Raw genomic sequence first — 20,987 nt, forward strand, 5'->3', positions numbered from 1 at the left:
GTACGACCGGGCTGGGTCGGGCCCGGCGTCTGTTGATCGTGCGCGGGGGAGCCGCACCAGGACCATGCACAGAGCATGAAGAACGTGTGACGGCATCCGACTTGACGGATCCTCGGCCGGACCGCACGATCCCGATCGCGGTCCCGGTGAAGCTCGGAGAGTCCGAGGAGCGGGCTCGGCGGGAGGCAGGGTCGGGGCCGCTCTCCACCCTGCAGAGGACCGGACGAGTCCGAGTAGGTGCCCGGTCGTCAGTACAAGGGATCTGGGGACCGGCTGAGGACCACACGATGTGCCCGGTGGTGCACGACACGACTCTCAGTGCACCGTTTGCGCCCGAACTGAGTGCGGCTGGGGGCAAGGGGTCGCAGGTTCAAACCCTGTCGTCCCGACTGTGCGGAAACGCAGGTCGGCGGATTCGGTCGAGTACTTGGTGCGGCCCGAGCGGGCGGCCGTCGGGCCGGCAGAAGACCAGCCCCGCAAAGGGGTCGGTGGGGTCGCTGCGGGGTCGGGTGCTGAGCGTGCCCGGCGGCGGAGTGCGGTGGCGACGCGGGGTGAGATGGCGCCCCAGCCTCTGCTCGGCCGGGTCTTCGGTGTCGTGATGGCCAGGCGGTTGTTGTCGACGGCGGAGAGCGTGCAGTGCACGTAGAGCACGCCCTCGTTGAGGTGGACGTCGTCCCAGTGCAGGCCGAGGGCTTCGCCCTTGCGCATGCCGGTGCCGATCAGGACCTCGAACAGATCGGCCGTCTCCGGGTCGGCCGGGTGGCAGTAAGCGAGAAAGGGGCCGGGCCGGACGGTGCCGTGGCTGCGACCACCGTCCGGCCCGGAGTGTGCGGGGCCGGTGTTTCAGGCCGCCTGCTCGTGCTCGCAGGCGGCTTCGATGCCGTACGTCTCCCAGGCGGGGAAGTCGTCGTCGGCGGGGACGTCCTCGCCCGGCACCAGCAGGCAGGCGTCGAGCGCCGCGTGCAGGGCGTCTGAACGCAGTCCGGTGCCGATGAAGACGAGTTCCTGGCCCTGCGTGGCCTCCGGACCGCGGGCGCCGGACGGTTCGAACCGGGCGACTGCGCCGGCCTGGGACCACAGGCCCGTCACCCCGGGCCGACTGGCGAGCCAGAAGAATCCCTTGGAGCGCAGGACTCGTCCGAAGGTGCCGCTGTCGAGCCCCTCGGTGACGAAGGTCCACAGCCGCCCGGGGTGGAAGGGCAGGTCGGAGCGGAAGACGAGCGAGGCGATGCCGTACTCCTCGGTCTCCGGTACGTGGTCGCCGTTGAGCTCTTTCACCCAGCCGGGGGCCTGCTGGGCCCGCTCGACGTCGAACAAGCCGGTGCCCAGGACGTGTTCGAGAGGAACCCTTCCCTGGACGGCCGGGACGATCCGCGCCTCCGGATTGAGCCGGGACAGCGTCGCGCGCAGTCGGCGTGCCTCGTCCGGTCCGACCAGGTCGAGCTTGTTGAGGACGATGACGTCCGCGAACTCGACCTGGTCCATGAGGAGATCGCTGACGGTGCGCTCGTCGTCCTCGTACTGGTCGAGCCCGCGCGCGACGAGTTCGTCGCCGCCGTCCAGCTCGGGCAGGAAGCCCGCGGCGTCCACGACGGTCACCATGGTGTCGAGGCGGGCGAGGTCGCCGAGGGTGGCCCCGTCGTCGCGGGGGAAGGAGAACGTCGCGGCCACGGGCATCGGTTCGGAGATGCCGCTCGACTCGATGAGCAGGTGGTCGAAGCGGCCTTCCCGGGCGAGCCGGTCGACCTCCTCCAGCAGGTCGTCGCGCAAGGTGCAGCAGATGCACCCGTTGGTCATCTCGACCAGACGTTCCTCGGTGCGGGACAGGGCCGCCTCACCGCCGCGCACGAGTGCGGCGTCGATGTTGACCTCGCTCATGTCGTTGACGATGACCGCGACCCGCAGTCCTTCGCGGTTGCCGAGGACGTGGTTGAGCAGGGTGGTCTTCCCGGCCCCGAGGAACCCGGACAACACGGTCACGGGAAGCCGGTCGGTGGGCGTCATGAGCGCTCAGCCCTCCGGCTGGACGAGGCCACGCTCGTACGCCTTCACCAGGCGCTGCGGGACCCGGTAGACGACGCCGTCCACGGTGATCGGCACCAGCTGGGGCGTGGTCGCCTTCCACTGGGCGCGACGGTGGCGGGTGTTGCTGCGGGACATCTTCCGCTTGGGGACGGCCATCGTGAGACTCCTTGGTCCGGTTCCTGACGCGCAGAGGCTATATGAAAATGGTTGCCATTATCAATCTGGCTTCTTGCGACTCTTGCGGCTGAAGAAGGGGGCGGACTGCTTGGCCCGGTTCGCGCGGCCCAGTGCAAGGTCGGCGTCGGTGACCAGGGCGGCATCCGGTGCGCCGGTGATGCGGTCGATGTCGAGGTGTGGCCCGCCGTCTGATCTCGCCGCCGGCCCGTAGTCCTTCCGCTCGGCGTGCGTCGGCGACGTTCCTCGGGAGGGGGTGAGGTTGACGGCGGCGGGGGTGGGGTGCGGTCGTTGCGATCGTCCGGGCTGTCGGTGTCGATCCCGCTGCGCCGCGGCTGCGGGGGGAAGGGTCCGGCAGGCGTGTGCCGCCGCGTCGACGGAAGCGTGTCCGCCAGTCGCCAGGTGCTGGACGGCCGGGTAGGCGTCGGCGGTGAGGTCCTGCGCGGCGCGCCGAGCCGGTTTTCGCTTGACGCCTCGGCTTTCCGGGTGTCCGCGTGTGGTCCTTGGGTCCCCTCGCGGCCCCGCAGGTCCACACGCGGACGCGGGAGACCCTAAACGCTCATGGCATCCATTTTCAATGGATGGCCACGGTTCGCGCGCTCGGGTGCCCGGCCGGCGAGGCTGAATGTTGCGTCAAGTCGGCCTCTACCAGGACGACTTGGTCACTCCCGGCAGGAATCCGGCGTGTGCCTGCTGTCGTGCTCGTACGCGGGAGAGGCCGAACTTGCGCAGGTAGCCGCGGGGGCGGCCGTCCGTGCTGTCGCGGTTGCGTACGCGCGTGGCACTGGCGTCGCGGGGCTGGCGCCGCAACTCTGCGAGGGCGGCGTCCCGTTCGGCCGGAGTGGAGGACGGGCGGCGGATGACCTCCTTGAGCTCGGCCCGCCGGGCGGCGTACCGCTCGACGATCTCCTTGCGCTTCTCGTTCTTTGCGATCTTGCTGCGCTTCGCCATCAGGCCTTCCCCCCTCGCGCGCGGATGCGCGCCACGGCGGCCTCGATGCCGATCACGTCCACCGTCTTGATCGCCTTGGCGCTCAGGGTGAGCCGGACGTGCCGGCCCTCGCTGGGCAGCCAGTAGCGCTTGCGCTGGATGTTCGGGTCGAAACGGCGCGAGGTGCGCCGGTGGGAGTGGGAGATCGTGTTGCCGAAACCCGGCTTGGCGCCGGTCAGTTGGCAGTGAGCTGACATGGGTGATGCCGCCTTTCCTGCTGGATGGGTGTGGGTGCACACTGTAGCGGTATTGGAAATGAAAATCGTTCCCATGTACTCTCGGCATGGCACGCAACGAGATCCGCCCGGTCATCAAGCTCCGCTCCACGGCGGGCACCGGGTTCACCCATGTGACGCGCAAGAACCGGCGCAACGACCCCGACCGCCTCGTGCTCCGCAAGTACGACCCCGTGGTCGGCCGGCACGTCGACTTCCGCGAAGAGCGCTGACCACCCCGACCCACCCCGGCCATCGAAAGGTCCTGCCATGAAGCCCGGAATCCACCCCGCCTACGAGCCCGTCGTCTTCCGCGACTCCGCCTCCGGCACCGCTTTCCTCACCCGCTCGACCATGACGAGTGACAAGACCGTCGAATGGGAGGACGGCAACACCTACCCGGTCGTCGACGTGGAGATCTCCTCCGCGAGCCACCCCTTCTACACGGGCACCGCCCGCGTCCTCGACACCGCCGGCCGCGTCGAGAAGTTCCAGCGCCGCTACGGAGCCCGTTGATGGACCAGGGACACCGGATGCCCGTCGTGATCGTCGCCGGGCTCCACGCCGACGCCCGCAAGGAGGTCGTCGAACGACTCCTGCGGACCGTCCCCGGCAGCGTGGCCCTGCACCATGACCTCGCCGGCGCGCCTGACGGCACCGTGCTCCGCCTCGTCCGCGACGCCACCGGCACCGTCTCCTCCGGCGAGACGCCCCTGGTCGACGACTGCGCGTGCTGCGCACTCCGCGAGGACCTCGTCCCGGAACTGGAACGGCTGGCGGACGGCGGCCTGACCCGCCTCGCCGTCGTCGAACTGTGGGACTCGGTGGAACCGAAGGCCATGGCGGAGGTCATCGCCGCCCACGGCGCGGATCGCCTCGCCCTGACGAACGTGATCACCGCCGTGGACCCCGCGCTCGTCCTGCCCTGCCTCGGCAACGGCGACGACCTCGCCGAAGCCGGCCTGGCCGCCGCCCCCACCGACCGGCGGACCATCGGCGACACCTGGGCCCGCCAGCTGGAGTACGCACCCGTCCTCGCCGTCGTCGACAACGACGAGGCCGACGACGAGGACCACGCCCTCCTCGCGCAGCTCCATCCCACCGCGCGGCACGTGGCCGCCGGTTCCGGCGAACTCGCCGAAGCCGCGTTCGCCGGATTCGACGTCGAGGCCGCGGCCGCCGCCCAGCACCCCGCGTGCGCGCTGCTGCCCCAGGACGCCGACGAGGCCGGGGTCACCACCTTCGTCTGGCGCCGCCACCGGCCCTTCCATCCGGAACGGCTGTACGAGGCGCTTGAGGACCTTTGCTGCGCGGCGGCCCGCAGCCGCGGCCGGTTCTGGCTCGCCGACCGGCCCGACACGCTGCTCGCCTGGGACGCGGCCGGCGGAGCGCTGTGCGTGGAGAGCGCCGGCCCCTGGCTGGCGTCACTGCCCGACGCCGCCTGGGAGATGGTCCCGCCCGTGCGCCGCGCGGCCGCCGCACTCGACTGGCACCCCGAGCACGGCGACTGCTGCCAGCACCTCGTCTTCACCTCACCCGGCCTCGACCGGAACGGACTCGAACAACTCCTCGACTCCTGCCTGCTGACGGACGCCGAATACCAGGCGGGACGTGAGGCGTGGAAGCACCTGCCCGCCGCCTTCGACTCCCTCCTCGACGCCGCCTGACCTCGTACGACCCCACTGAAACGCCCAATCGAAGGAGCCGCGACATGGCCCGACGTCCCGACCCCCGCAAGCCCGTGAAGTCCCGCCCCAACCCACTCGACGCGGCCGGCATCACGTACATCGACTACAAGGACACCGACCTGCTGCGGAAGTTCATCTCCGACCGGGGAAAGATTCGCAGCCGCCGCGTCACCCGCGTGACCGCCCAGCAGCAGCGGGCCCTCGCCACCGCCATCAAGAACGCCCGGGAGATGGCCCTGCTGCCGTACGCCAGTCGCTGACCATCGTGCACCCGATGTCGTTACGGCGGTCGTGGCTCTCGCTGTCGAAGCCGGGGTGGGCGGTGGTGAGCGACCCGTGCCCGGCGATCTTGCGCAGCACGTGCACCGGGACGCCGGCGTCGGTGAACCACGTCAGACCGGTATGGCGGAGGTCGTGGCGGCGCAGGTGCTCGTACCCGAGCTTGGTGACGGCCTCCTCCCAGTGGGGCGCGTCGCGCGGAACGGCGGTGGAGATGCGGCCGCCGCGAGGCCCGGCGAACATGCGGGCACCAGGGTCCGGGCCCGCCGACAGGACGCATCTCCTCGATGATGGGCACCTGATGGGCTCGCTTGCCCTTGGTGCCCTTGTCCACGAGGCCGCCGGGGGCGGAGGTCGTCTGGCGGCGGACGGTCCAGATCCAGTCGGTGGTGTCGATGTCCCCGACCCGGCAGCCGGAGACCTCGCCGATACGGGCGGCGGTGGACGCCGCGAAGAGCACCGCATCGCCCCGGCCCCGCTACTCGCCGTAGGAGGCCGTGACGAGGGCGTCGGCCAGGTCCGACCAGTGCCTGCCGGTCGGGCAGCGCGAGTGCTCGCGGCCCGCGTCCACCGCGCCGCCCCCGCCAGGGCCTCGCGGAACTCCTCGCCCCGCCCGCACCGGCGCCCCCGCAGATGCCGGATCCGGCGTGGTGGCCGCGACCTCGCTCGGGTCGGTTCGAAGCGTCAGAAGTACGTCGTCTCCGAGCCGCCGGTCGCCTTGATGCCGCAGGTGAGGGCCGGCGAGAGCACAGGCAGGGGAGAGACGAGCACGCCGAACGAGCCTTCCGCCGGAAGGCGCTCAGCCGATGATGGCGACGGGGCCGTCCCAGGCGTCCTGGTCGACGGTGATGGTGTAGCCGCCGCGCGTCTCCTTGCTGTTGACCAGGTACTGGTGGCCGCGGCTGTGGTCGGTGTACTGGGTGGCGCCCCACGGCCAGTCGGCGGTGGTGGTGTTCTGCTTGTCCCACAGCGCGTACCAGAGGTTGCCCGGCAGGTCGGTGCGGTCGGTCGCGGTGGCGACGGCCTTGGCGCTGGAGCTGGTGAAGCCGTAGAAGCCGCCGCGGTAGGTCTTGGCGCGCAGCGTCTTGGTGAAGGAGCGCACGTACGTCAGCACAGCGTCGTTGCACGCCTTGTCGGTGATGTCGTACGGCTCCATGTCCAGGAAGATCGGGCTGCCGGGCTTCATGCCGAGCGCCGATGCCCTGGCCACCGCGTCGTTGGCGTCCGTCACGCCGAGCGACGCCGCCGTCGAGGCCGTGAGCTTCTCAGGGTTGGCGCTGGTCTGGCACGGCGGCTGGGCGCCGACGTAGAGGGGGATGAGCTTCCAGCCCATGGTGTTGACCGACTTCACCCAGGACGCGGTGAGGTTCGGCTGGGCGCATCCCCGGTTCTTGCCGCCGATGTAGACCGCGGCGCCGCCGTAGAAGCCGTTGCTCTTCCACGCCTTCATCGCCGCCGAGGAGGGCGCCGCGCACGTGTCGAAGGCCCGGCCGGTGAAGGTTCTTTGCGCGGGCCACACTGTGGCCGCCATCGAGGTCTGCGCCGCGACCACGGCGCCCACGACGGCGACGGCACCTCCAGTCGCCGCGGCGATGTAGCGACGCTTCTTCGAAAGCCGATGGTCGGCCATACCCACCCCTCGTCACGAACGCGGCGGACTGCCGCAGTCAGCGCGCCGACCGGGGGAAACGGGTGTGTGAAGCGGGAAGGCCGAGCCGCTGACGTCGTGCCCGTCGCCCCATGGAGCGGCGCAGTGTTGCCATGCTCCGCACCTACGGAGCATGCCGCACTGTAGTGGACGGAACCCAAGGGTCCGGGGCCGGGTCGTCGTCTTCAGGACGAGTGGCTCGATCCTGTGCAGACGGCTGACGAACCGGAGTCAAGATCACGAAAAGATTCAACTCCAGGCCCGCCGGGTTCGTCATCCCGTCGCACGTTTGGCGCGACGTGGACGTCGACCTGGTCGCCGCGGCCGACGGTTCCATCACCTCGAAGGCGCATCCGCGTGGGCTGAAGCTCGTCGGCGGGACGCGTACGCGGGCCTCCTCGCTGAAGGCGGCCCAGTCGTCCCCGGGGACGGACCTGGTGACGCTCGGATCGGGCGACGAGGCCATCACCCTGCAGTGGCGCGGCGGCCTGCCGACGCCGAAGCTCGACGGCCCCCGCGCCACCCACGCGGACGCCGTGTCGGGCGCGGACGTGGTGGTCGAGGCGACCCGTACGGGCTTCGAGCAGTTCGTCGGGGTCAAGGCAAAGCCTGAGGCCGGCTTCTCCTCCGGCAACTACACCGGCTCCGCGTGTCCGCTGCAGCCGTGGGAAGTGTGGTCCACCGGCGCCGTGTCCACGTCCTCGCGCTGGGCCGTGCCCAACCCGCCGGCGTGGATCGCGAACCCAACGGTGACAAGGTCGACGGCACCTTCCAGATCTTCGACTCCGCCACCGGCACCCAGGTCGGCAACGTCCTGGTGTCGCCCTACGTGCCGTCCGGCCAGCCCGCGTCGGTGACCGTGCCCGCCGGCATGCTCACCGAGGGCAAGACGTACAAGTTCCGTACGCGCCAGTACGCCGGCACGAGCTACAACACCGGCTGGTCGGCCTGGAAGACGTTCGCCGTCGACACCAAGGCTCCTGCCGGTCCCGTGAAGATCGTCTCGGCCGACCACCCCACGGACAACCGGGTGAAGGGAGCCGGTCAGAGCGGCACGTTCACCGTCACCCCGCCGGCCGGCGACCACAACTGGCTGGAACGGTCTCTGGACGGTGTGAGCTGGACCAAGGTCTCCACCGGCGGTGTCGCCACGGACGTCTCCATCCCGGTGACCCCGCCGCGCGACGGCAACCAGACGCTTCAGGTGCGCGCGGTGGACAAGGCCGACAACAAGTCGGAACCGGTTTCGTACACGTTCCACGCGGGTCCGGGCGGCTTCGCCCAGCCCGGTGAGGGCGAGCGGACGGCGCGCCGACTGCCGCTGGACGCCTCGGTGGCCACCACGGCCCTGGACAACGACGAGTACGGCAACCCGCGTACCGGCCAGGCGTCGGTGGGTTACGGCTGTCTGGGCGAGAAGCAGTGCTCCGCCGAGACGTCCTCCGGCGTCATCCTGATGGGCGTCCGTCTGTACGACCCGTCGACGGGCCGCTTCCTCTCCCAGGACCCCGTGTACGGCGGCAGTGCCGACGCGTACGAATACTGCTCGGGCGACCCGGTCAACTGCACCGACCTGGACGGGCGTTGGAGCCGATCGAATCGACCCCGGCTCCGACGGCAGGGCTACCACTGGGGCGTCCGCGAGCGTCAAGTTGTTCAGCATCCGGCGCAGGTCGAGGCACAGGTGCCCGACCGGACCGCCCGGCTGGAGCGAGTGCTGCAGCATCCGGAGGAGACCGGGCAGGTCGGGTCGGTGGACGGGCCGGGGGCGTTCTTCAAAGGAGTCCTGCCCACGCAGTGGGGGCCGCTGCGGTCCGAGGGCGGCGGGTCGCTGGTCTGCTTCGGCGGCCGGACCGATTCGTCGCTCGCAGGCTGCCGTCGGGCCCTACGGCTACGGCTACGGCTACGGCCGTCCGGTCTACGGTTCGGCCGGGCGGGAACCGCCCGAGCGGCGTCAGGCGTCGATCGGACGCAGCACCGCGTAGTACGCGAACGGCGGACCGTACAGCCGGGCGACCCGCAGCCCGGCTCCCTCCGCCAGACTGATCAGCGAGGACGGCCGGATCTGATGCCGGTCGAAGAACTCGCCGACCACCAGCCGCCCGAACGGCTTCAGCACCCGGCGCAGCTCGGCCAGTGTGCGCGCCGGATCCGGGATCTCGCCCAGCGCCGTCACCAGGTAAGCCGCATCGAACGAGCCATCGGCAAAAGGAAGCGCATGTGCATCGGCGCAGTTCGGCACGATGTTGTCGACGCCCTGCTCCTTGGCCCGGCGGCCCACGTGGTCGAGCATCTCCTGCTGGATGTCCAGGATGTCCAGCTGGCCGTTCGGGCCCAGCTGCGGTGCGACGTGCAGCGACTGCAGGCCGGTTCCGGGGCCTATCTCCAGGATCCTCTCGCCCTCCCGGGCCTGCAGCACGTGGTCCAGACGCTTCAGGGTCAGGAACGGCAGCGGCAGGTCGAGCAGCCAGCGCTGAGAGTACGGGTACGGCGCGGAGTCGGTGAACCACCAGGTGGCGACGGCGGCGGCAGCGCCCGCTCCGATCAATGCTCGCGAATACCTCATAACTCCTCATCGAATGTCCGGTTGGGCCATCGAAACATTTCTGATGGTCCATCAGTTGTGTTTGTGTGTAATGTGCTTGCGCCAGAGCCGACTTTGTCGGCAGTCGACCCGAGCGGGCCGAACGAACCGCCCGTGGACCGCCGTTGCGGCAGGGCGGGGGCTTCCCGAAAAGGACCGGACCGCAAGCGCCGATCACGTCACGAGCTCTTCCGCTCAGCGGCCCGGCCGGGGGAAGGTCCGGGTCGCGAGGACCGCGCAGGCCACCGCCAGCGGCAACTCGGCGAAGACCGCCATCAGCACCGCCAGCTTGAAGTCCGAACCCGGGGCAGCCGTCATGGTGTCGAACCAGGCGTCGACCAGCAGCAGGGCCGAGGTCGCGGCGGAGGTCAGGCAGGCCCGGCAGTCGCCGCGCCTGAGGAGCAGTCCGGTGGAGAGCAGGCCGAGCGCCTCGAAGCTGTCCAGACCCGTCCACGTCCAGGCCCAGTGCGAGGCCTGAGCGGTGGCCGGCAGCCCGGTGTGCAGGAAGACCAGCCAGGGAATCATCGCCAGCCCGAGCACGGTGAGGACCGTGGCCGCCCGGCGAAGCGGCAGGGGGGACGTCGAAGCGGCCGCGGCCTTCGGAAGGATCCGCGGGACACCGGAGCCCGCACCGGGGGCGCCCGCAAGGGCCCAGATGCCGGCCTTGCCTAACGGGGCCCGCAGGGGCGAGGAGGAGCGGCGCATGGTTCTTCTCCAGCGTTGGTCGTCGGCGTGGGGCGGTGGTGCCCGCTCAGTGGATGTGGATGCCGCCGTTGGAGGCGGCCACGGTGAGGGAGGCCGACGCACCGTCGGAGTTCGGCAGGTCGATCTGCGGCGCGGAGCTGCTGGTGTGGGCGCCGATCCGGTAGCCGGTGCTCGAGGGCTCCGCGAGGTCGACCGCGCCGTCGCCGGTCGTCATGGTGCACCGGCGGGCGGTGCGGTTTGAGGTATTGATCGTTCCACTCCTCGTTCTCGGGAAGGCCGGTGGCCTTCACCGGCGGTTCGCGGTGGCGCTGCGGTACGGGGCACCTGCGCCGTCCCGCACCGACTGTCTGCCCCCAGCCAACAGCAGTTCGGCCGGGCCGGACACGCTGCCAGCCCACAGAACCGGGGTAGGGATAACCCTCCTGTCAGTCCCAGCCGTTGTTGTCGGGCGGGGTGGTGGTGCCGGTGGTGTCGGCCGGGGCGGCAGCGGCCCGCGGCCGCGCGGCGGTCAGTTCTGGTCGTCCGGCCGGCGCGAAGATCGTGCTGGTCGGCGTCTGCCTGCGCCCCGACACGGTCGGCCCCGGGGTGGTGGCCGGCAGGGAGCTGGACATCCGCGGGTCGTTCGGCGGCAGCCCGGGTGAGTACCGCCAGACGCTGCGGGACACCGCCGAGGGCCGGATCGACGCCGGTGCCGTCGTCACCGGCGTCACCGGCCTGGACGGACCGGCCGGGGCGATCGCCGAACTCGGCGAGCCGGAGCGGCACGCGGAGATCGTCGTCGGCCCCTCGCCGGTCGCCGGCTGATCGTCCGAACGACGGTGGCGTCCCCGGGATCTCCCGGGGACGCCACCGTCGTTCGCGGCACGGGCGTGCTCAGTGGACCGTGATGTCGCCGCCCGTGGTCTTCACCACCACGCTGTGCGGCGCGTCCGTAGCGGTGTTCGGCAGCGAGACGCTCGGCGACGATTGGGAGCTCTGCGCGTCGACGCGGTAGGTGGCGTCGTGAGGCACCTTGAGGTCGACCCCGCCGTAGCCCGCGGTGACCTTCAGGGAGGCGGGTGCCGCCCTGAAGGAGGCGCTGACCGCGCCGTCGGTGGTGATCACCTCGGCGTTCGGGGCGCTGCTGTCGGCGAGGGTCACCGCGCCGTAGGTGCTCCGCACGGTCAGCGGGCCGGACGACCGGTCCACCTCCACCTCGCCCAGCTCGGTGGTCAGATCCAGCCGGCCGGTCAGGCCCTTCGCCCGGATCCCGGCGTCCCCGGTGTTCACCTGCGCGGCCAGGCCGGCCGGCACCGTGATCTGCAGGTGCTCCGAGCAGTCGTTGGAGCAGCCGGCGGTGACCGTGACGTCCGACCCGGACCGGGTGACGGAGACCTGCGGGACATGGCCCGTGTAGTTGCCGCTCATGGCCACCGTGACCTGCGAGGAGCCGTCCTGACTCAGCGTCACGTCGAGTCCGTCGGTCTGGACCGTCACCTGGCCGGCGCCGGTCGCGTCCTGCTGCCAGTTGCCGCTGTACGGGTGGTGCGCCGGAAGCAAGGCGACCACACCCCAACCGGCCGCGGCGACGACCGTGACGAGGACGGCCAGACCTATGAGGAGGAATCCGCGGCGCATCCTCGGTGTGGTACTGATCTCAAGCTCCCAGGTAGCGCAGAACGGCGAGTACGCGGCGGTGGTCTCCCACCTCCTGCTGCAGGTCGAATTTCACGAAGATGCTGCGGATGTACTTCTCCACAGCCGCCGTGCCGATCACCAGATCGGCCGCGATCCCGGCGTTGGAACGGCCCCCCGCCATGGCCGTGAGGACTTCCCGCTCGCGCGGCGTCAGGGTGGACAGCGGATCCCGCTGCCGGCTGCCGATCAACAACTGCTTGACCACCTCCGGGTCGAGGACCGTCTCGCCCGCGGCGACCCGGCGCAGCGCGTCCACGAACTCCTCGGCGTCCGACACCCGGTCCTTGAGCAGGTAACCGACCCCGTTGTCATTGGTGTTGACCAGGTCGATGGCGTAACGCTCCTCGACGTAGTGGGAGAGCACCAGGACGCCGGTCTCCGGCCAGCGGGCGCGTACCGCCAGTGCGGCGCGCAGGCCCTCGTCCAGGAAGGTGGGCGGCATCCGGACGTCCGTCACACAGGCGTCCGGCCGGTGTTCGGCCACCGCGCGCAGGAGTTGCTCCCCGTCGCCGACCGCGGCGACCACCTCGATCCCCTGTTCGCTGAGCAGCAGTTCGATGCCCTGGCGCAGCAGCGCGGAGTCCTCGGCCAGCACTACCCGCATGGCAATTCCACCTCGATCACGGTCGGTCCACCCGCCGGACTGCTGAGCCGGAACCGCCCGTCCACCCCGGACACCCGGTCCGCCAGACCGGTCAGGCCCGTGCCGGCCGCGAGGTCGGCTCCGCCACGCCCGTCATCGCCAACTTTAACGTCCAACCGGGCGCCCTCCCGCCGGATCTCCACCCAAGCGCGGGTCGCACGAGCATGTTTGGCCACATTGGTGAGCGCCTCGGTCACCGTGAAGTAGGCGACCGCCTCGATGGCGGACGAGGGGCGCGGCTCCACCAGGACGTCAAGGCGCACCGGCACCGGAGCCAGCGCGGCGACGGCGGAGAGCGCCGCCTCCAGGCCGCGGTCGGTCAGCACCGGCGGGTGCAGACCACGGGCCAGGTTGCGCAACTCGGCGATGGTGCTGAGGGTTTCCCGCCGGACGTCCTCGACCAGCTTGTTGGTCTCGTGGTCACCGGACTTCTTCAACCGCGAGCTGGCCCGGCCCAGGGTGATCGACATCGCCACCAGCCGTTGCTGGGCACCGTCGTGCAGGTCCCGCTCGATCCGCTTGCGCTCCGCCTCGGCGGCGTCCACCACCCGGGCTCGACTCTCCGTCAGATCATTGACCCGCTGCTCCAGTTCCATGCCGCGGGGCCGGGAGAGCAGTGCGACGGCCAGCGCGGTGTCCAGCGCCAGCAGGAGTTTGACGATCAGCGGGGAGAGGACCGCGCCGGCCAGCAGCGCCACCGCCGCGACCAGCAGCGCCCGGGGCAGGGAATCCACCACGAACGGCCCGAGCTGGGCCTCTCCGCCGGGCAGGCCCCGGTAGTAGGCCGGAAGCAGCACCAGGGTCAGCGGCACTGCCCAGACCAGCGCCACCCCGACCACGGTCACCACCGCCACCGGCACCAGCAGGACGAAGTAGCCGATCAGCCGCCAGGTGCAGGGGTTGTGGACGAGCGACTGCAGCGACTTGACCAACCGCCACGAACAGACCGGCGCCGGCAGCTCGTCGAGCTCCAGCCCGCAGGTCACGGCGAACCGGACGCGCTCGACGGCGGCCAGCCGGAACAGCGCCCACCCCACCACCACCGTCACCGGCAGGCCCACCAGGCCGGCCGGCGCCAGGCAGACGGCGAGGACCAGCACGACCAGCACGGCCAGTCCCGCCAGCGCCACCAGACCGTCAAGCACCAGGTGGATCGACGCCCGCCACAGTACGGGGGAGGCCAGCGCGCGCAGCGGATTGCCCGGCACCACCTCGCGGGGTGGCCGGGCGCCCGTCCGGGCTCTGCCGGTGGCAAAGCCGGCGATGTTCTCGGTCAACTGCTTCGGACCCGCTCTCGTGGGCAGTGCGGGCGGCGACCGGGTCACCGTCCGCGCGTCGATTCGACAAGGGGACGGTACCCAACCCGATCACCCGTCGGCAGCGAGGAGAGCCCACTGGCGGGGGTAGGGTTTACCCCCCGTCCGGCCGGTGGGTCCACGCTGCCGACCCGGTGCCGCCCGGTGCGACATCGTGGGGACATGACCGATCGACACTCGAGCGCCGCCGGCCGCCCCGGCCCGGCCGGCAGGACCGACGACACCGAGCAGTTCCTCGTGCACTACGGGGACACCATCGACGACCGGGTCGCCGAGATCGTCGCCGAGATCGTCGAAGAGGTTCTCGGCGAGCAGCTGAGGCGGTACCGGCGCGACGTCGTGCTGCCGATCACCGTCACGCAGCTGGCGGCCGCGGCCGTCTCGCTGGCGCTCATGTGGTGGAGCCCGTGGGCGGTCCCCCTGGTGTGGGCCGCCACCTCCGTCATCTGCGTGTCGCTGTCACGGACCGCCCGGATCCCGCGCCGCTCGTAACGGGCCGCGGGCGTCCGGGCTGCGGCAGCCCCTCCGTGCGTACCCCCGACGCACGGCGGGGCGGCCGCGACCGAGTGCTCGGTCACGACCGCCCCGGACGGACGGCACCGGAGGCGATCAGGTGCCTGATCAGCTCCCGGCCGGTCACCGCGTTGGTTGTCGACTGCCACGATCCGGAGCGGCTCGCGGCCTTCTGGTGCGCGGTCCTGGGCTTCAAGGTGATCGACCGGAGGGAGGGCGAGGTCGAGATCGGTTCCTGAGAGCCGACCGTCGAGGAGGTCCGGGCCCGCCAGGTGCCGCCCACCCTTTCGCCACCTCACTCCACCTGCGGAGGAACAAGCCCATGCCCCACCTCGGAAGTACGGTGTGTCTGCGTGCCCTCGCGGCCGCCGCCTGCACCGCCTGTGCGTGCGCGGTCGCTACCACCGATACCGGCACCGGCGTGATGCATGCCATCGGCCGCACCCTCGACCTCGACGGCCCGCCGCACGCCCATCACCCGGAGGGCCACCGCTCGTGAGTGCCGCGCAACTGCTCCGTACGACCGCCCGGGGCCGCGCCGATCACGTCGCGCTGACCAGGGCATCACCGCGCCCGTCGTCGACGGGCTGCGGGTGTCGGTCAGCGATGACCTGGCTCGGCTGTTTGGTCGGGCTGCCGGTCCGCGAGCCCCAGGGGGCAATGCGGTCGCGATGTTCGTGACCATGCCGGCGTCGTTTCTGCCGGCGACCTTCTACCCGGTCGCCAACCTGCCGGGGTGGCTGCAGTCCATCGCCCGGCGGAACCCGATGACCGTCCTGGCCACCGTTCTTCGGGAGCTGTGGGGGAGCCCGACCGGCAACCTCGTGGATCCGGCGCTCCCGCTGCGGCACCCCGTCCTGTCGTCGGTGCTCATGCTCTCGGTCCTGCTGGTCGGGTCGCCGTCGTCCCGCTGGCGACGCGGACCTACGACCGGGCCGTGGCGGCGGGCTGAGGGGCTGCCGGTCAGCGCGCCCCGTCTGCAACGGCGGGCGGTCTCCAGCACGGTGTCCCGGGGCCTCTCAGACGCCCGAGACGTTTGTGTCGGCCCGCGGGCGCCCTCAGCGCCCGGTGTGCGCACGCCAGGTGTCGTGCAGCCGGGCGAGGTGCTGGAAGCCGTCCACGACCTGGTCGGTCGCCACGCCGAAGTCCACCAGGCACGCGACCTCGTCCACGCCGGCGTCGGCGAGCTGCTTGAGCGTAGCCATGCACTCCTCGACGGTCCCGAACATGCCGCTGGTCTCGAAGTACCGGTCGAAGGCCTGGGCCACCAGGAAACGGCGGTCCTCCTCGCTCACCTTCTTCAGCTCCCGCATCATCGCGGCGCCGTCGGCTCCCGCGGCCTCGGCAGCCTTGACCAGCAGGTCGAAGGAACTGGCGAGGTAGCGGGAGAACGGCTCGCGCACGGTCTCCCGTACGGCCTCGCGGTCAGTGCCCACGAAGGTGTGCAACATCACCGCCACGTGGGCGCGTCCCCCGTCGCCCTGGTGCTCCTGGAATGCCGCCCGGTACTCGGCGATCCGCTGTGCCAGTGTCCCGACCTCCTGGCCCAGCAGGTGGGTGAGGACGCCCAGGCCGTGTCGTCCGGCCAGTTCGAAGGTCGCCGGGGAGCCGCCGGTGGTCAGCCATACCGGAAGCTCGGGCTGAACCGGCGGCGGGAACACCTTCAGCGACACCGACTCGCCCGCGCCGTCGACGAGTTCGATCGACTCACGCCGCCACAGCCGGCGAATCGTGTCGATCGTGTCCATCAGCGCGCTCTTGCGGGTCTCGTAGTTCTCCGGGCGCAGCGCGAAGTCGGCGGCGTGCCACCCCGAGGCGATCGCCACCCCCGCCCGCCCGTTGGAGAGATTGTCGACGACCGACCACTCCTCGGCGATCCGCATCGGGTGGTGCAGCGGTGCCACCACGCTGCCGGCCCGCACGGCCACCCGCTTGGTCACCGCGGCGACCGCGGCGCCCGTGACCGCGGGATTGGGGTAGAGCCCACCGAAGGCGTGGAAGTGGCGCTCCGGGGTCCACACCGCGGTGAAGCCGTGGTCGTCGGCGAAGCGCGCGCCCTCCAGCAGCAGCCGGTAGGAGTCCTGCTGCTCGGTGTCGTTGTTGGCGAAGTAGAAGAGGCTGAAGTCCATCCGCGTCTCCGGATCGTGTGCACGTGGTGTGCAGTCGAGTGAAGGCGGACGCCGGGTCGCCGCGCCTGACCATCCGGCGGGCCGAGACTGGCACGCTCCGCCGCGGCCACCTTGGCACCATGCGCGACGTGGATCAAGACCGACCGCAGGTGGTGCGAAGTGCCCTGTTCAACCGGCGTCGGGCCGCAGTTAGACGGGCAATCGGGGCCACGGCGTGCTCGTGCGGCGGTTGTTTGACTCCGACTCGGCACCCTGGGTCATAGTGGGTCGCGGTGGGACCGGAGCGGTCCACATCATGCCCGCAGGAAGGACGACGTGATGACGAACCCGTTCGAGGACCCTGACGCGAACTACCTGGTCCTGGTCAACGACGAGGGCCAGCACTCGCTGTGGCCGGTCTTCATCGAGGTGCCGGCCGGCTGGACCTCGGTGTTCGGCGAGGCTGCGCGGCAGGAGTGCCTTGACTACATCGAGGCGAACTGGACCGACATGCGCCCCAAGAGCCTGATCGCCGCGATGGCCCAGAGCTGATCGGCCTACACCCCCGTCAGCACCCCCGAAGGCCGCTCCCCTCGTGGAAGCGGCCTTCGGGGTGTCACGACCGGCGTGCAACCGCGCCGGCCCCAGGTGCGGCCTCTGGGCGGTCGGCGGGTGAAGCCTGCTTCGTCGCCGAGCAGGCCCGGGCGCGGTGTCGGGATTGCGCCCGGGCCGTTTCCCGGACCTCTCGCCGAACCCGCCGTGCGCCTCTCAACGCAGCGCAGCACCACCGCGCCCGCGCCGTCGCCGAAGACCACGGCCGTGCCGCGGTCCGTCGGGTCGACGATCCGGGAGTGGATTTCGGACGCCACGATCAGGACGCTGTCGACGCCGCCGCCGGCGATCAGGCCGTCGGCCACCGCGGTGGCGTAGACGAACCCGCTGCACACGGCGGAGATGTCGAACGCCGGGACCTGGCCCAGGCCGAGGCGGTGGGCGACCTCGGGCGCTGCGGCCGGGTACGGGCGGTCCGGTGTGGTGGTGGCCGGCACCACGCCGCCGACCGTTCGCAGGCCCGCCGAGCTCAGCGCGGTGGCGTCGGCCTCGCAGGCCAGGTCGCGCATTGACACCCCGGGGCCGCCCGGCGTCGTGCGGCGATGCCGGTGCGACTGCGGATCCACTCGTCGGTGGTGTCCAGATGGGTCACCAGCGCGGCGTTGTCGATCGCGGTGCTGGGCAGGCAGGTGCCGAGGCCGGCCAGTACCTAGGCCGGCCGGTCGCGGCGGTCCCCGGACGATGAGGGGGACTCTGTCGTGGACATCGGGTCACGCGCCCCGCGGCGTCAGGCGGACCGGCAGGGACTCGGGGCCGTTGACGACGATCGATTCCAGCAGTTTCGGCTCTCCGGCCAGCTCGATGTCGACCCTGCTGTTGAGCAACTCGTCGAAAAGGAGGCGGAGTTCGGACTTGGCCAGCATGCTGCCGAGGCAGAAGTGCTCGCCGAAGCCCAGAGCCAGATGCCGGTTCGGCTTGCGCAGTACATCGAAGCGGTCCGGATCGTCGAACACGGTCTCGTCGCGGTTGGCCGACGGGAGCCAGAACACCACGCGGTCGCCGGGCTCGATCCGTTTGCCGTGGATCTCGATCGGCCTGGCCGCGGTGCGCATGATGTGGGTAGCGGTCGAGGTCCAGCGCAGCACTTCCTCGACGGCGGACGGCAGCAGGCTCGGGTCCGCCCTCAGGATGTCCCACTGCTCGGGGTGCTGGAGGAAGGCGAGCATACCGCCGGCCGCTGAGATCCGGGTGTTCTCGGTGCCGCCGACGAGCAGGTTGTCGCAGTTCAGGATGATGTCGTCCGGGCTGAGCCGATCACCGTCGATGACGGCGGTGGCGAGTGCGCTCACCAGGTCGTCGCCCGGATCCGCCGCCTTCTCCTCCTGGAGATTCTCGAAGTACCCCATGATGTCGAGGTGGGCGAATCGGCGGGTCAGTGGGTCGCCATCGGCGAATGCCTTGCTGGTGAGATCGTACAGATACTGCCAGTCCGACTCCGGGATACCCATCATCTTGCAGATGACATACAGCGGAATGCGCGCGGCGATTTCTGTGACGAAGTCGCAGGACTCCTGGGCCAAGGCGTCGCCGACCACGGCGCGGGCAATGTCCCGCATTTCCTCCTCGAGTGCCCGGACCGACCGGACGGTGAACCACTCGTCCACCACGCCGCGCAGTTGGCGGTGGCGCGGCGGATCGGTGAGGGCCAGGGTGCGGCCGCCCCCGGGGTCGACTCCGTGGTCGGCGGGCCGCAGCAGGATTCCGTGTGCGGAGCTGAAGGTCTCGTGATCGCGGTAGGCGGTTCGCACGTCCTCGTACCTGGTCAGCGACCAGTAGCCGGGCAGTTCGGCCGGTTCGTGCCAGTGGACCGGGTCGTTGGCGCGCAGCCACCGCCACTGCACAAAAGGGTCGCCATGTGAATAGAGTTCTGGATCGACCAGGTTGATAAGCGGTGGCGGCTCGATCGGCTTGCTTTGCACGCGATGCCTCGCAGGGGTCTAAGGGTTGATTTCACGGTGGCATGCTGTTTCGCACAGCGTCAAGGTTTGCCGAGCCGCCCGCTCCAGGTCGTCCGAGCGGTCTGTTCAAGTGCGGCAAAAACGCACTTGAACACCGCTGCCGAGCCTTGTCCCAAGTCATTGAGGCATGTTGATCTATTCAGCGCTGGGGGGCTATGTTCCCCAGTCGGATGGAATTATTCCGGGCTGAGGTACGCCGAATCGTCGGCTGCCCCGTTGATGGTGTCGTTTTTTCTGGGGAGGAGGGGTGCAGATGACTGACGAGCAGTTGTTTCTGCGGTCCAAGGTCATAATCGAGCCGCTGGTGGACAGGTTTGTCGCCCAGCCGCACACCATGGCGCCGGTGCAGGCGGCGATGAACCTGGCGTTCCTGCATGTCCCGCTGCTCGAGTCGTACCTGCAGTCCCCGCAGGTGCATGTCGCGGCCAGCAACAACCCGGAGCTGCGCGGCGGTTACTTCATCAACATCCCGGAGGAGCGCGCCGACGAGGTGCGCGAGCTGCTCGCCACCATCAAGCGTGACCGGGCCGACATGCTGAAGTTCGCCGAGGCGATCGCCGCCGGCCAGGAGATCCTGCGGGCGAACGCCACCGGCTTCGACCTGACCCCGCTCTACCCGAAGCTGCCGGACGAGCTGGGTGGTCTGGTCGAGCTGGCCTACGACACCGACAACCAGGCGCAGCTGCGCTTCATGGAGCCGGTGCTCTACACCAGCCCCTACTACCAGGAGTCGCGCCAGTCGGTGCAGCTCTCCTTCGAGACCGGCATCGAGCGCCCGTTCATCCTGAGCACGCCGCGGCTGCCCTCCGAGGACGTGCTCGAGCTGGACATCCCGTTCCGCCACCCGGGCCTGACCGAGCTGTTCAAGGCCCGGGTCAAGCCGACCACGCTGGCCCATCTGCGCGAGGCCCTGGAGCTGAACGACGAGCAGGCGGCCGTGCTGCGCACCATGCTGAGCGAGACCCCGGCTCTGAACGAGGACCGCCACATCGAGTCCGGCGGCCGGATCCGCTACTTCGGCCATGCCTGCCTGGTGCTGCAGACGCCCGAAGCCGCCATCGTCACCGACCCGTTCATCAGTGCGGACAGCGACGCGGGCGACCGCTACACGCTGGACGACCTGCCGGACTACATCGACCTGGTGCTGATCACCCACGGCCACCAGGACCACATCGTCATGGAGACCCTGCTGCAGCTGCGCGGCCGGGTCGGCAAGATCGTCTGCCCGCGCTACTCCCGCGGCAACCTGGCGGACCCGTCGATCGCGCTGATGCTCAAGCACCAGGGCTTCGAGGTGGTCGAGGTCGACGACTTCGACGAGGTCGAGTTCCCCGGCGGCAAGATCACCGCCACCCCGTTCCTCGGCGAGCACTGCGACCTGGACATCCGCGCCAAGTCGACCTACTGGGCGGAGCTGGCCGGCAAGAAGGTCTTCATCGGTGCCGACTCCTCCGGCATCGCCCCCAAGCTCTACCGCTACATCAAGGGCCATCTGGGCACCGCCGACTTCGCCTTCCTCGGCATGGAGTGCGACGGCGCCCCGCTGACCTGGCTCTACCAGGCGCTGCTGACCATCCCGGTCACCAAGAAGATGAGCAACTCCCGCAAGCTGTCCGGCTCCAACGCCGAGCAGGCCGCCGCGATCATGGTCGAGCTGGGCGCCAAGGAGGCCTACGTCTACGCGATGGGTGAGGAGGACTGGCTGGGCCACGTCATGGCCACCACCTACACCCCGGACACGTACCAGATCAAGCAGATCGAGGAGTTCCTCGGCTGGTGCAAGGAGCGCGACATCCCGGCCGGCCACCTGTTCAAGCAGCAGGAGTGGCGCTGGTAGCAGGCCCGGAACGAC

General features: G+C 70.4%; 26 protein-coding genes and 3 pseudogenes. 13 read left to right on the forward strand and 16 right to left on the reverse strand.

The window, feature by feature from the left end; all coding sequences use genetic code 11:
- Nucleotides 1–315: 315 nt before the first annotated feature.
- The 5 genes from SVTN_RS46670 to rpmB form a co-directional block, all read right to left on the reverse strand.
- On the reverse strand, nucleotides 316–708 hold the full coding sequence (locus SVTN_RS46670; protein ID WP_425429027.1) for a site-specific integrase: 393 nt from the start codon (nucleotides 706–708) through the stop codon (nucleotides 316–318).
- A gap of 135 nt (nucleotides 709–843) precedes the next feature.
- Nucleotides 844–2,004: a GTP-binding protein gene (locus SVTN_RS32035; RefSeq protein ID WP_041132226.1), complete on the reverse strand. Its 1,161-nt coding sequence runs from the start codon at nucleotides 2,002–2,004 to the stop codon at nucleotides 844–846.
- Between the two features lie 6 nt (nucleotides 2,005–2,010).
- Nucleotides 2,011–2,181, reverse strand: coding sequence for a 50S ribosomal protein L32 (gene rpmF, locus SVTN_RS32040; RefSeq protein WP_041132227.1), 171 nt, complete (start codon nucleotides 2,179–2,181; stop codon nucleotides 2,011–2,013).
- A gap of 663 nt (nucleotides 2,182–2,844) precedes the next feature.
- Nucleotides 2,845–3,150 (reverse strand): 30S ribosomal protein S14, encoded by a 306-nt coding sequence (gene rpsN, locus SVTN_RS32045; RefSeq protein ID WP_041132228.1) that lies wholly within the window; start codon nucleotides 3,148–3,150, stop codon nucleotides 2,845–2,847.
- On the reverse strand, nucleotides 3,150–3,386 hold the full coding sequence (rpmB, locus tag SVTN_RS32050) for a 50S ribosomal protein L28 (RefSeq protein ID WP_041132229.1): 237 nt from the start codon (nucleotides 3,384–3,386) through the stop codon (nucleotides 3,150–3,152). Before rpmB ends, rpsN begins: the two co-directional genes overlap by 1 nt.
- Before the next feature lie 86 nt (nucleotides 3,387–3,472).
- On the opposite strand from rpmB, the gene rpmG reads away from it, so the two are divergent.
- The 4 genes from rpmG to rpsR are packed head-to-tail and all read left to right on the forward strand — an operon-like array spanning nucleotide 3,473 to nucleotide 5,352.
- Complete coding sequence (gene rpmG / locus SVTN_RS32055) at nucleotides 3,473–3,637, forward strand: 50S ribosomal protein L33 (protein WP_041132230.1); 165 nt, start codon at nucleotides 3,473–3,475, stop codon at nucleotides 3,635–3,637.
- A gap of 37 nt (nucleotides 3,638–3,674) precedes the next feature.
- Entirely contained in the window at nucleotides 3,675–3,920 is a 246-nt protein-coding gene (locus SVTN_RS32060) for a type B 50S ribosomal protein L31 (RefSeq protein WP_041132231.1), read from the forward strand.
- Nucleotides 3,920–5,071, forward strand: coding sequence for a CobW family GTP-binding protein (locus SVTN_RS32065; RefSeq protein ID WP_041132232.1), 1,152 nt, complete (start codon nucleotides 3,920–3,922; stop codon nucleotides 5,069–5,071). The genes SVTN_RS32060 and SVTN_RS32065 overlap by 1 nt, the downstream gene beginning before the upstream one ends.
- 44 nt (nucleotides 5,072–5,115) lie before the next feature.
- On the forward strand, nucleotides 5,116–5,352 hold the full coding sequence (gene rpsR, locus SVTN_RS32070; RefSeq protein ID WP_041132233.1) for a 30S ribosomal protein S18: 237 nt from the start codon (nucleotides 5,116–5,118) through the stop codon (nucleotides 5,350–5,352).
- Here rpsR and SVTN_RS45155 read toward each other — a convergent pair.
- A complete protein-coding gene (locus SVTN_RS45155; RefSeq protein ID WP_218922690.1) occupies nucleotides 5,306–5,614 on the reverse strand; it encodes a tyrosine-type recombinase/integrase in 309 nt (102 codons plus the stop codon). The two genes, rpsR and SVTN_RS45155, sit on opposite strands and share 47 nt — an antisense overlap.
- Before the next feature lie 83 nt (nucleotides 5,615–5,697).
- Here SVTN_RS45155 and SVTN_RS45160 point away from each other — a divergent pair, with 83 nt between their 5' ends.
- A complete protein-coding gene (locus tag SVTN_RS45160; protein ID WP_218922691.1) occupies nucleotides 5,698–5,862 on the forward strand; it encodes a hypothetical protein in 165 nt (54 codons plus the stop codon).
- 308 nt (nucleotides 5,863–6,170) lie between these two features.
- Here the strand turns inward: SVTN_RS45160 and SVTN_RS32080 are convergent, their stop codons facing one another.
- Nucleotides 6,171–7,001: a glycoside hydrolase domain-containing protein gene (locus tag SVTN_RS32080; RefSeq protein WP_041132235.1), complete on the reverse strand. Its 831-nt coding sequence runs from the start codon at nucleotides 6,999–7,001 to the stop codon at nucleotides 6,171–6,173.
- A gap of 293 nt (nucleotides 7,002–7,294) precedes the next feature.
- On the opposite strand from SVTN_RS32080, the pseudogene SVTN_RS45760 reads away from it, so the two are divergent.
- Nucleotides 7,295–8,373: pseudogene (locus SVTN_RS45760) on the forward strand (hypothetical protein); the annotation flags it as partial.
- 39 nt (nucleotides 8,374–8,412) lie between these two features.
- Nucleotides 8,413–8,823: pseudogene (locus tag SVTN_RS46675) on the forward strand (DUF7019 family protein); the annotation flags it as partial.
- Nucleotides 8,824–8,973: 150 nt separating this feature from the next.
- On the opposite strand, the gene SVTN_RS32090 reads toward SVTN_RS46675, so the two are convergent.
- The 3 genes from SVTN_RS32090 to SVTN_RS44415 all read right to left on the reverse strand — a co-directional run bounded on the left by SVTN_RS32090 (nucleotide 8,974) and on the right by SVTN_RS44415 (nucleotide 10,522).
- Nucleotides 8,974–9,567, reverse strand: coding sequence for a class I SAM-dependent methyltransferase (locus SVTN_RS32090; protein ID WP_245727705.1), 594 nt, complete (start codon nucleotides 9,565–9,567; stop codon nucleotides 8,974–8,976).
- A 231-nt stretch (nucleotides 9,568–9,798) separates the two neighbouring features.
- The gene (locus SVTN_RS32095) at nucleotides 9,799–10,308 is read right to left on the reverse strand and encodes a hypothetical protein (protein WP_245727707.1); all 510 of its coding nucleotides are present in this window, start codon (nucleotides 10,306–10,308) and stop codon (nucleotides 9,799–9,801) included.
- A gap of 46 nt (nucleotides 10,309–10,354) precedes the next feature.
- The gene (locus tag SVTN_RS44415) at nucleotides 10,355–10,522 is read right to left on the reverse strand and encodes a hypothetical protein (protein WP_159026517.1); all 168 of its coding nucleotides are present in this window, start codon (nucleotides 10,520–10,522) and stop codon (nucleotides 10,355–10,357) included.
- Between the two features lie 251 nt (nucleotides 10,523–10,773).
- Between SVTN_RS44415 and SVTN_RS32100 the strand changes: the two genes are divergently transcribed.
- Nucleotides 10,774–11,112, forward strand: coding sequence for an MDR/zinc-dependent alcohol dehydrogenase-like family protein (locus SVTN_RS32100; protein ID WP_041132238.1), 339 nt, complete (start codon nucleotides 10,774–10,776; stop codon nucleotides 11,110–11,112).
- 69 nt (nucleotides 11,113–11,181) lie between these two features.
- Here SVTN_RS32100 and SVTN_RS32105 read toward each other — a convergent pair whose 3' ends face one another.
- The 3 genes from SVTN_RS32105 to SVTN_RS32115 are packed head-to-tail and all read right to left on the reverse strand — an operon-like array spanning nucleotide 11,182 to nucleotide 13,905.
- Entirely contained in the window at nucleotides 11,182–11,925 is a 744-nt protein-coding gene (locus tag SVTN_RS32105) for a DUF4097 family beta strand repeat-containing protein (protein WP_041132239.1), read from the reverse strand.
- A 19-nt stretch (nucleotides 11,926–11,944) separates the two neighbouring features.
- The gene (locus SVTN_RS32110; RefSeq protein ID WP_041132240.1) at nucleotides 11,945–12,589 is read right to left on the reverse strand and encodes a response regulator transcription factor; all 645 of its coding nucleotides are present in this window, start codon (nucleotides 12,587–12,589) and stop codon (nucleotides 11,945–11,947) included.
- Nucleotides 12,580–13,905 (reverse strand): sensor histidine kinase, encoded by a 1,326-nt coding sequence (locus SVTN_RS32115; protein ID WP_052499406.1) that lies wholly within the window; start codon nucleotides 13,903–13,905, stop codon nucleotides 12,580–12,582. Before SVTN_RS32115 ends, SVTN_RS32110 begins: the two co-directional genes overlap by 10 nt.
- 201 nt (nucleotides 13,906–14,106) lie before the next feature.
- Here SVTN_RS32115 and SVTN_RS32120 point away from each other — a divergent pair, with 201 nt between their 5' ends.
- The 3 genes and pseudogenes from SVTN_RS32120 (at nucleotide 14,107) to SVTN_RS44420 (ending at nucleotide 14,956) form a co-directional block, all read left to right on the forward strand.
- A complete protein-coding gene (locus SVTN_RS32120) occupies nucleotides 14,107–14,436 on the forward strand; it encodes a hypothetical protein (RefSeq protein WP_041132241.1) in 330 nt (109 codons plus the stop codon).
- A 128-nt stretch (nucleotides 14,437–14,564) separates the two neighbouring features.
- A pseudogene (locus SVTN_RS32125) lies at nucleotides 14,565–14,693 on the forward strand (VOC family protein); the annotation flags it as partial.
- Between the two features lie 86 nt (nucleotides 14,694–14,779).
- Entirely contained in the window at nucleotides 14,780–14,956 is a 177-nt protein-coding gene (locus SVTN_RS44420) for a hypothetical protein (RefSeq protein ID WP_159026518.1), read from the forward strand.
- 559 nt (nucleotides 14,957–15,515) lie between these two features.
- Here SVTN_RS44420 and SVTN_RS32130 read toward each other — a convergent pair.
- A complete protein-coding gene (locus tag SVTN_RS32130; RefSeq protein WP_041132242.1) occupies nucleotides 15,516–16,586 on the reverse strand; it encodes a MupA/Atu3671 family FMN-dependent luciferase-like monooxygenase in 1,071 nt (356 codons plus the stop codon).
- 318 nt (nucleotides 16,587–16,904) lie between these two features.
- On the opposite strand from SVTN_RS32130, the gene SVTN_RS32135 reads away from it, so the two are divergent.
- A complete protein-coding gene (locus tag SVTN_RS32135) occupies nucleotides 16,905–17,117 on the forward strand; it encodes an MbtH family protein (protein WP_041132243.1) in 213 nt (70 codons plus the stop codon).
- A gap of 5 nt (nucleotides 17,118–17,122) precedes the next feature.
- Here SVTN_RS32135 and SVTN_RS41200 read toward each other — a convergent pair whose 3' ends face one another.
- Nucleotides 17,123–17,686 carry a ketoacyl-ACP synthase III gene (locus SVTN_RS41200; protein ID WP_052499407.1) on the reverse strand — a complete coding sequence of 188 codons (564 nt, stop codon included), beginning with the start codon at nucleotides 17,684–17,686 and terminating at the stop codon, nucleotides 17,123–17,125.
- 201 nt (nucleotides 17,687–17,887) lie between these two features.
- The gene (locus tag SVTN_RS32145; protein WP_063782294.1) at nucleotides 17,888–19,096 is read right to left on the reverse strand and encodes a cytochrome P450; all 1,209 of its coding nucleotides are present in this window, start codon (nucleotides 19,094–19,096) and stop codon (nucleotides 17,888–17,890) included.
- 292 nt (nucleotides 19,097–19,388) lie between these two features.
- On the opposite strand from SVTN_RS32145, the gene SVTN_RS32150 reads away from it, so the two are divergent.
- A complete protein-coding gene (locus SVTN_RS32150; protein ID WP_041132244.1) occupies nucleotides 19,389–20,972 on the forward strand; it encodes an MBL fold metallo-hydrolase in 1,584 nt (527 codons plus the stop codon).
- Nucleotides 20,973–20,987 lie beyond the last annotated feature (15 nt).

It is taken from the genome of Streptomyces vietnamensis (assembly GCF_000830005.1).
GTDB classification, from domain to species: Bacteria; Actinomycetota; Actinomycetes; order Streptomycetales; family Streptomycetaceae; genus Streptomyces; species Streptomyces vietnamensis.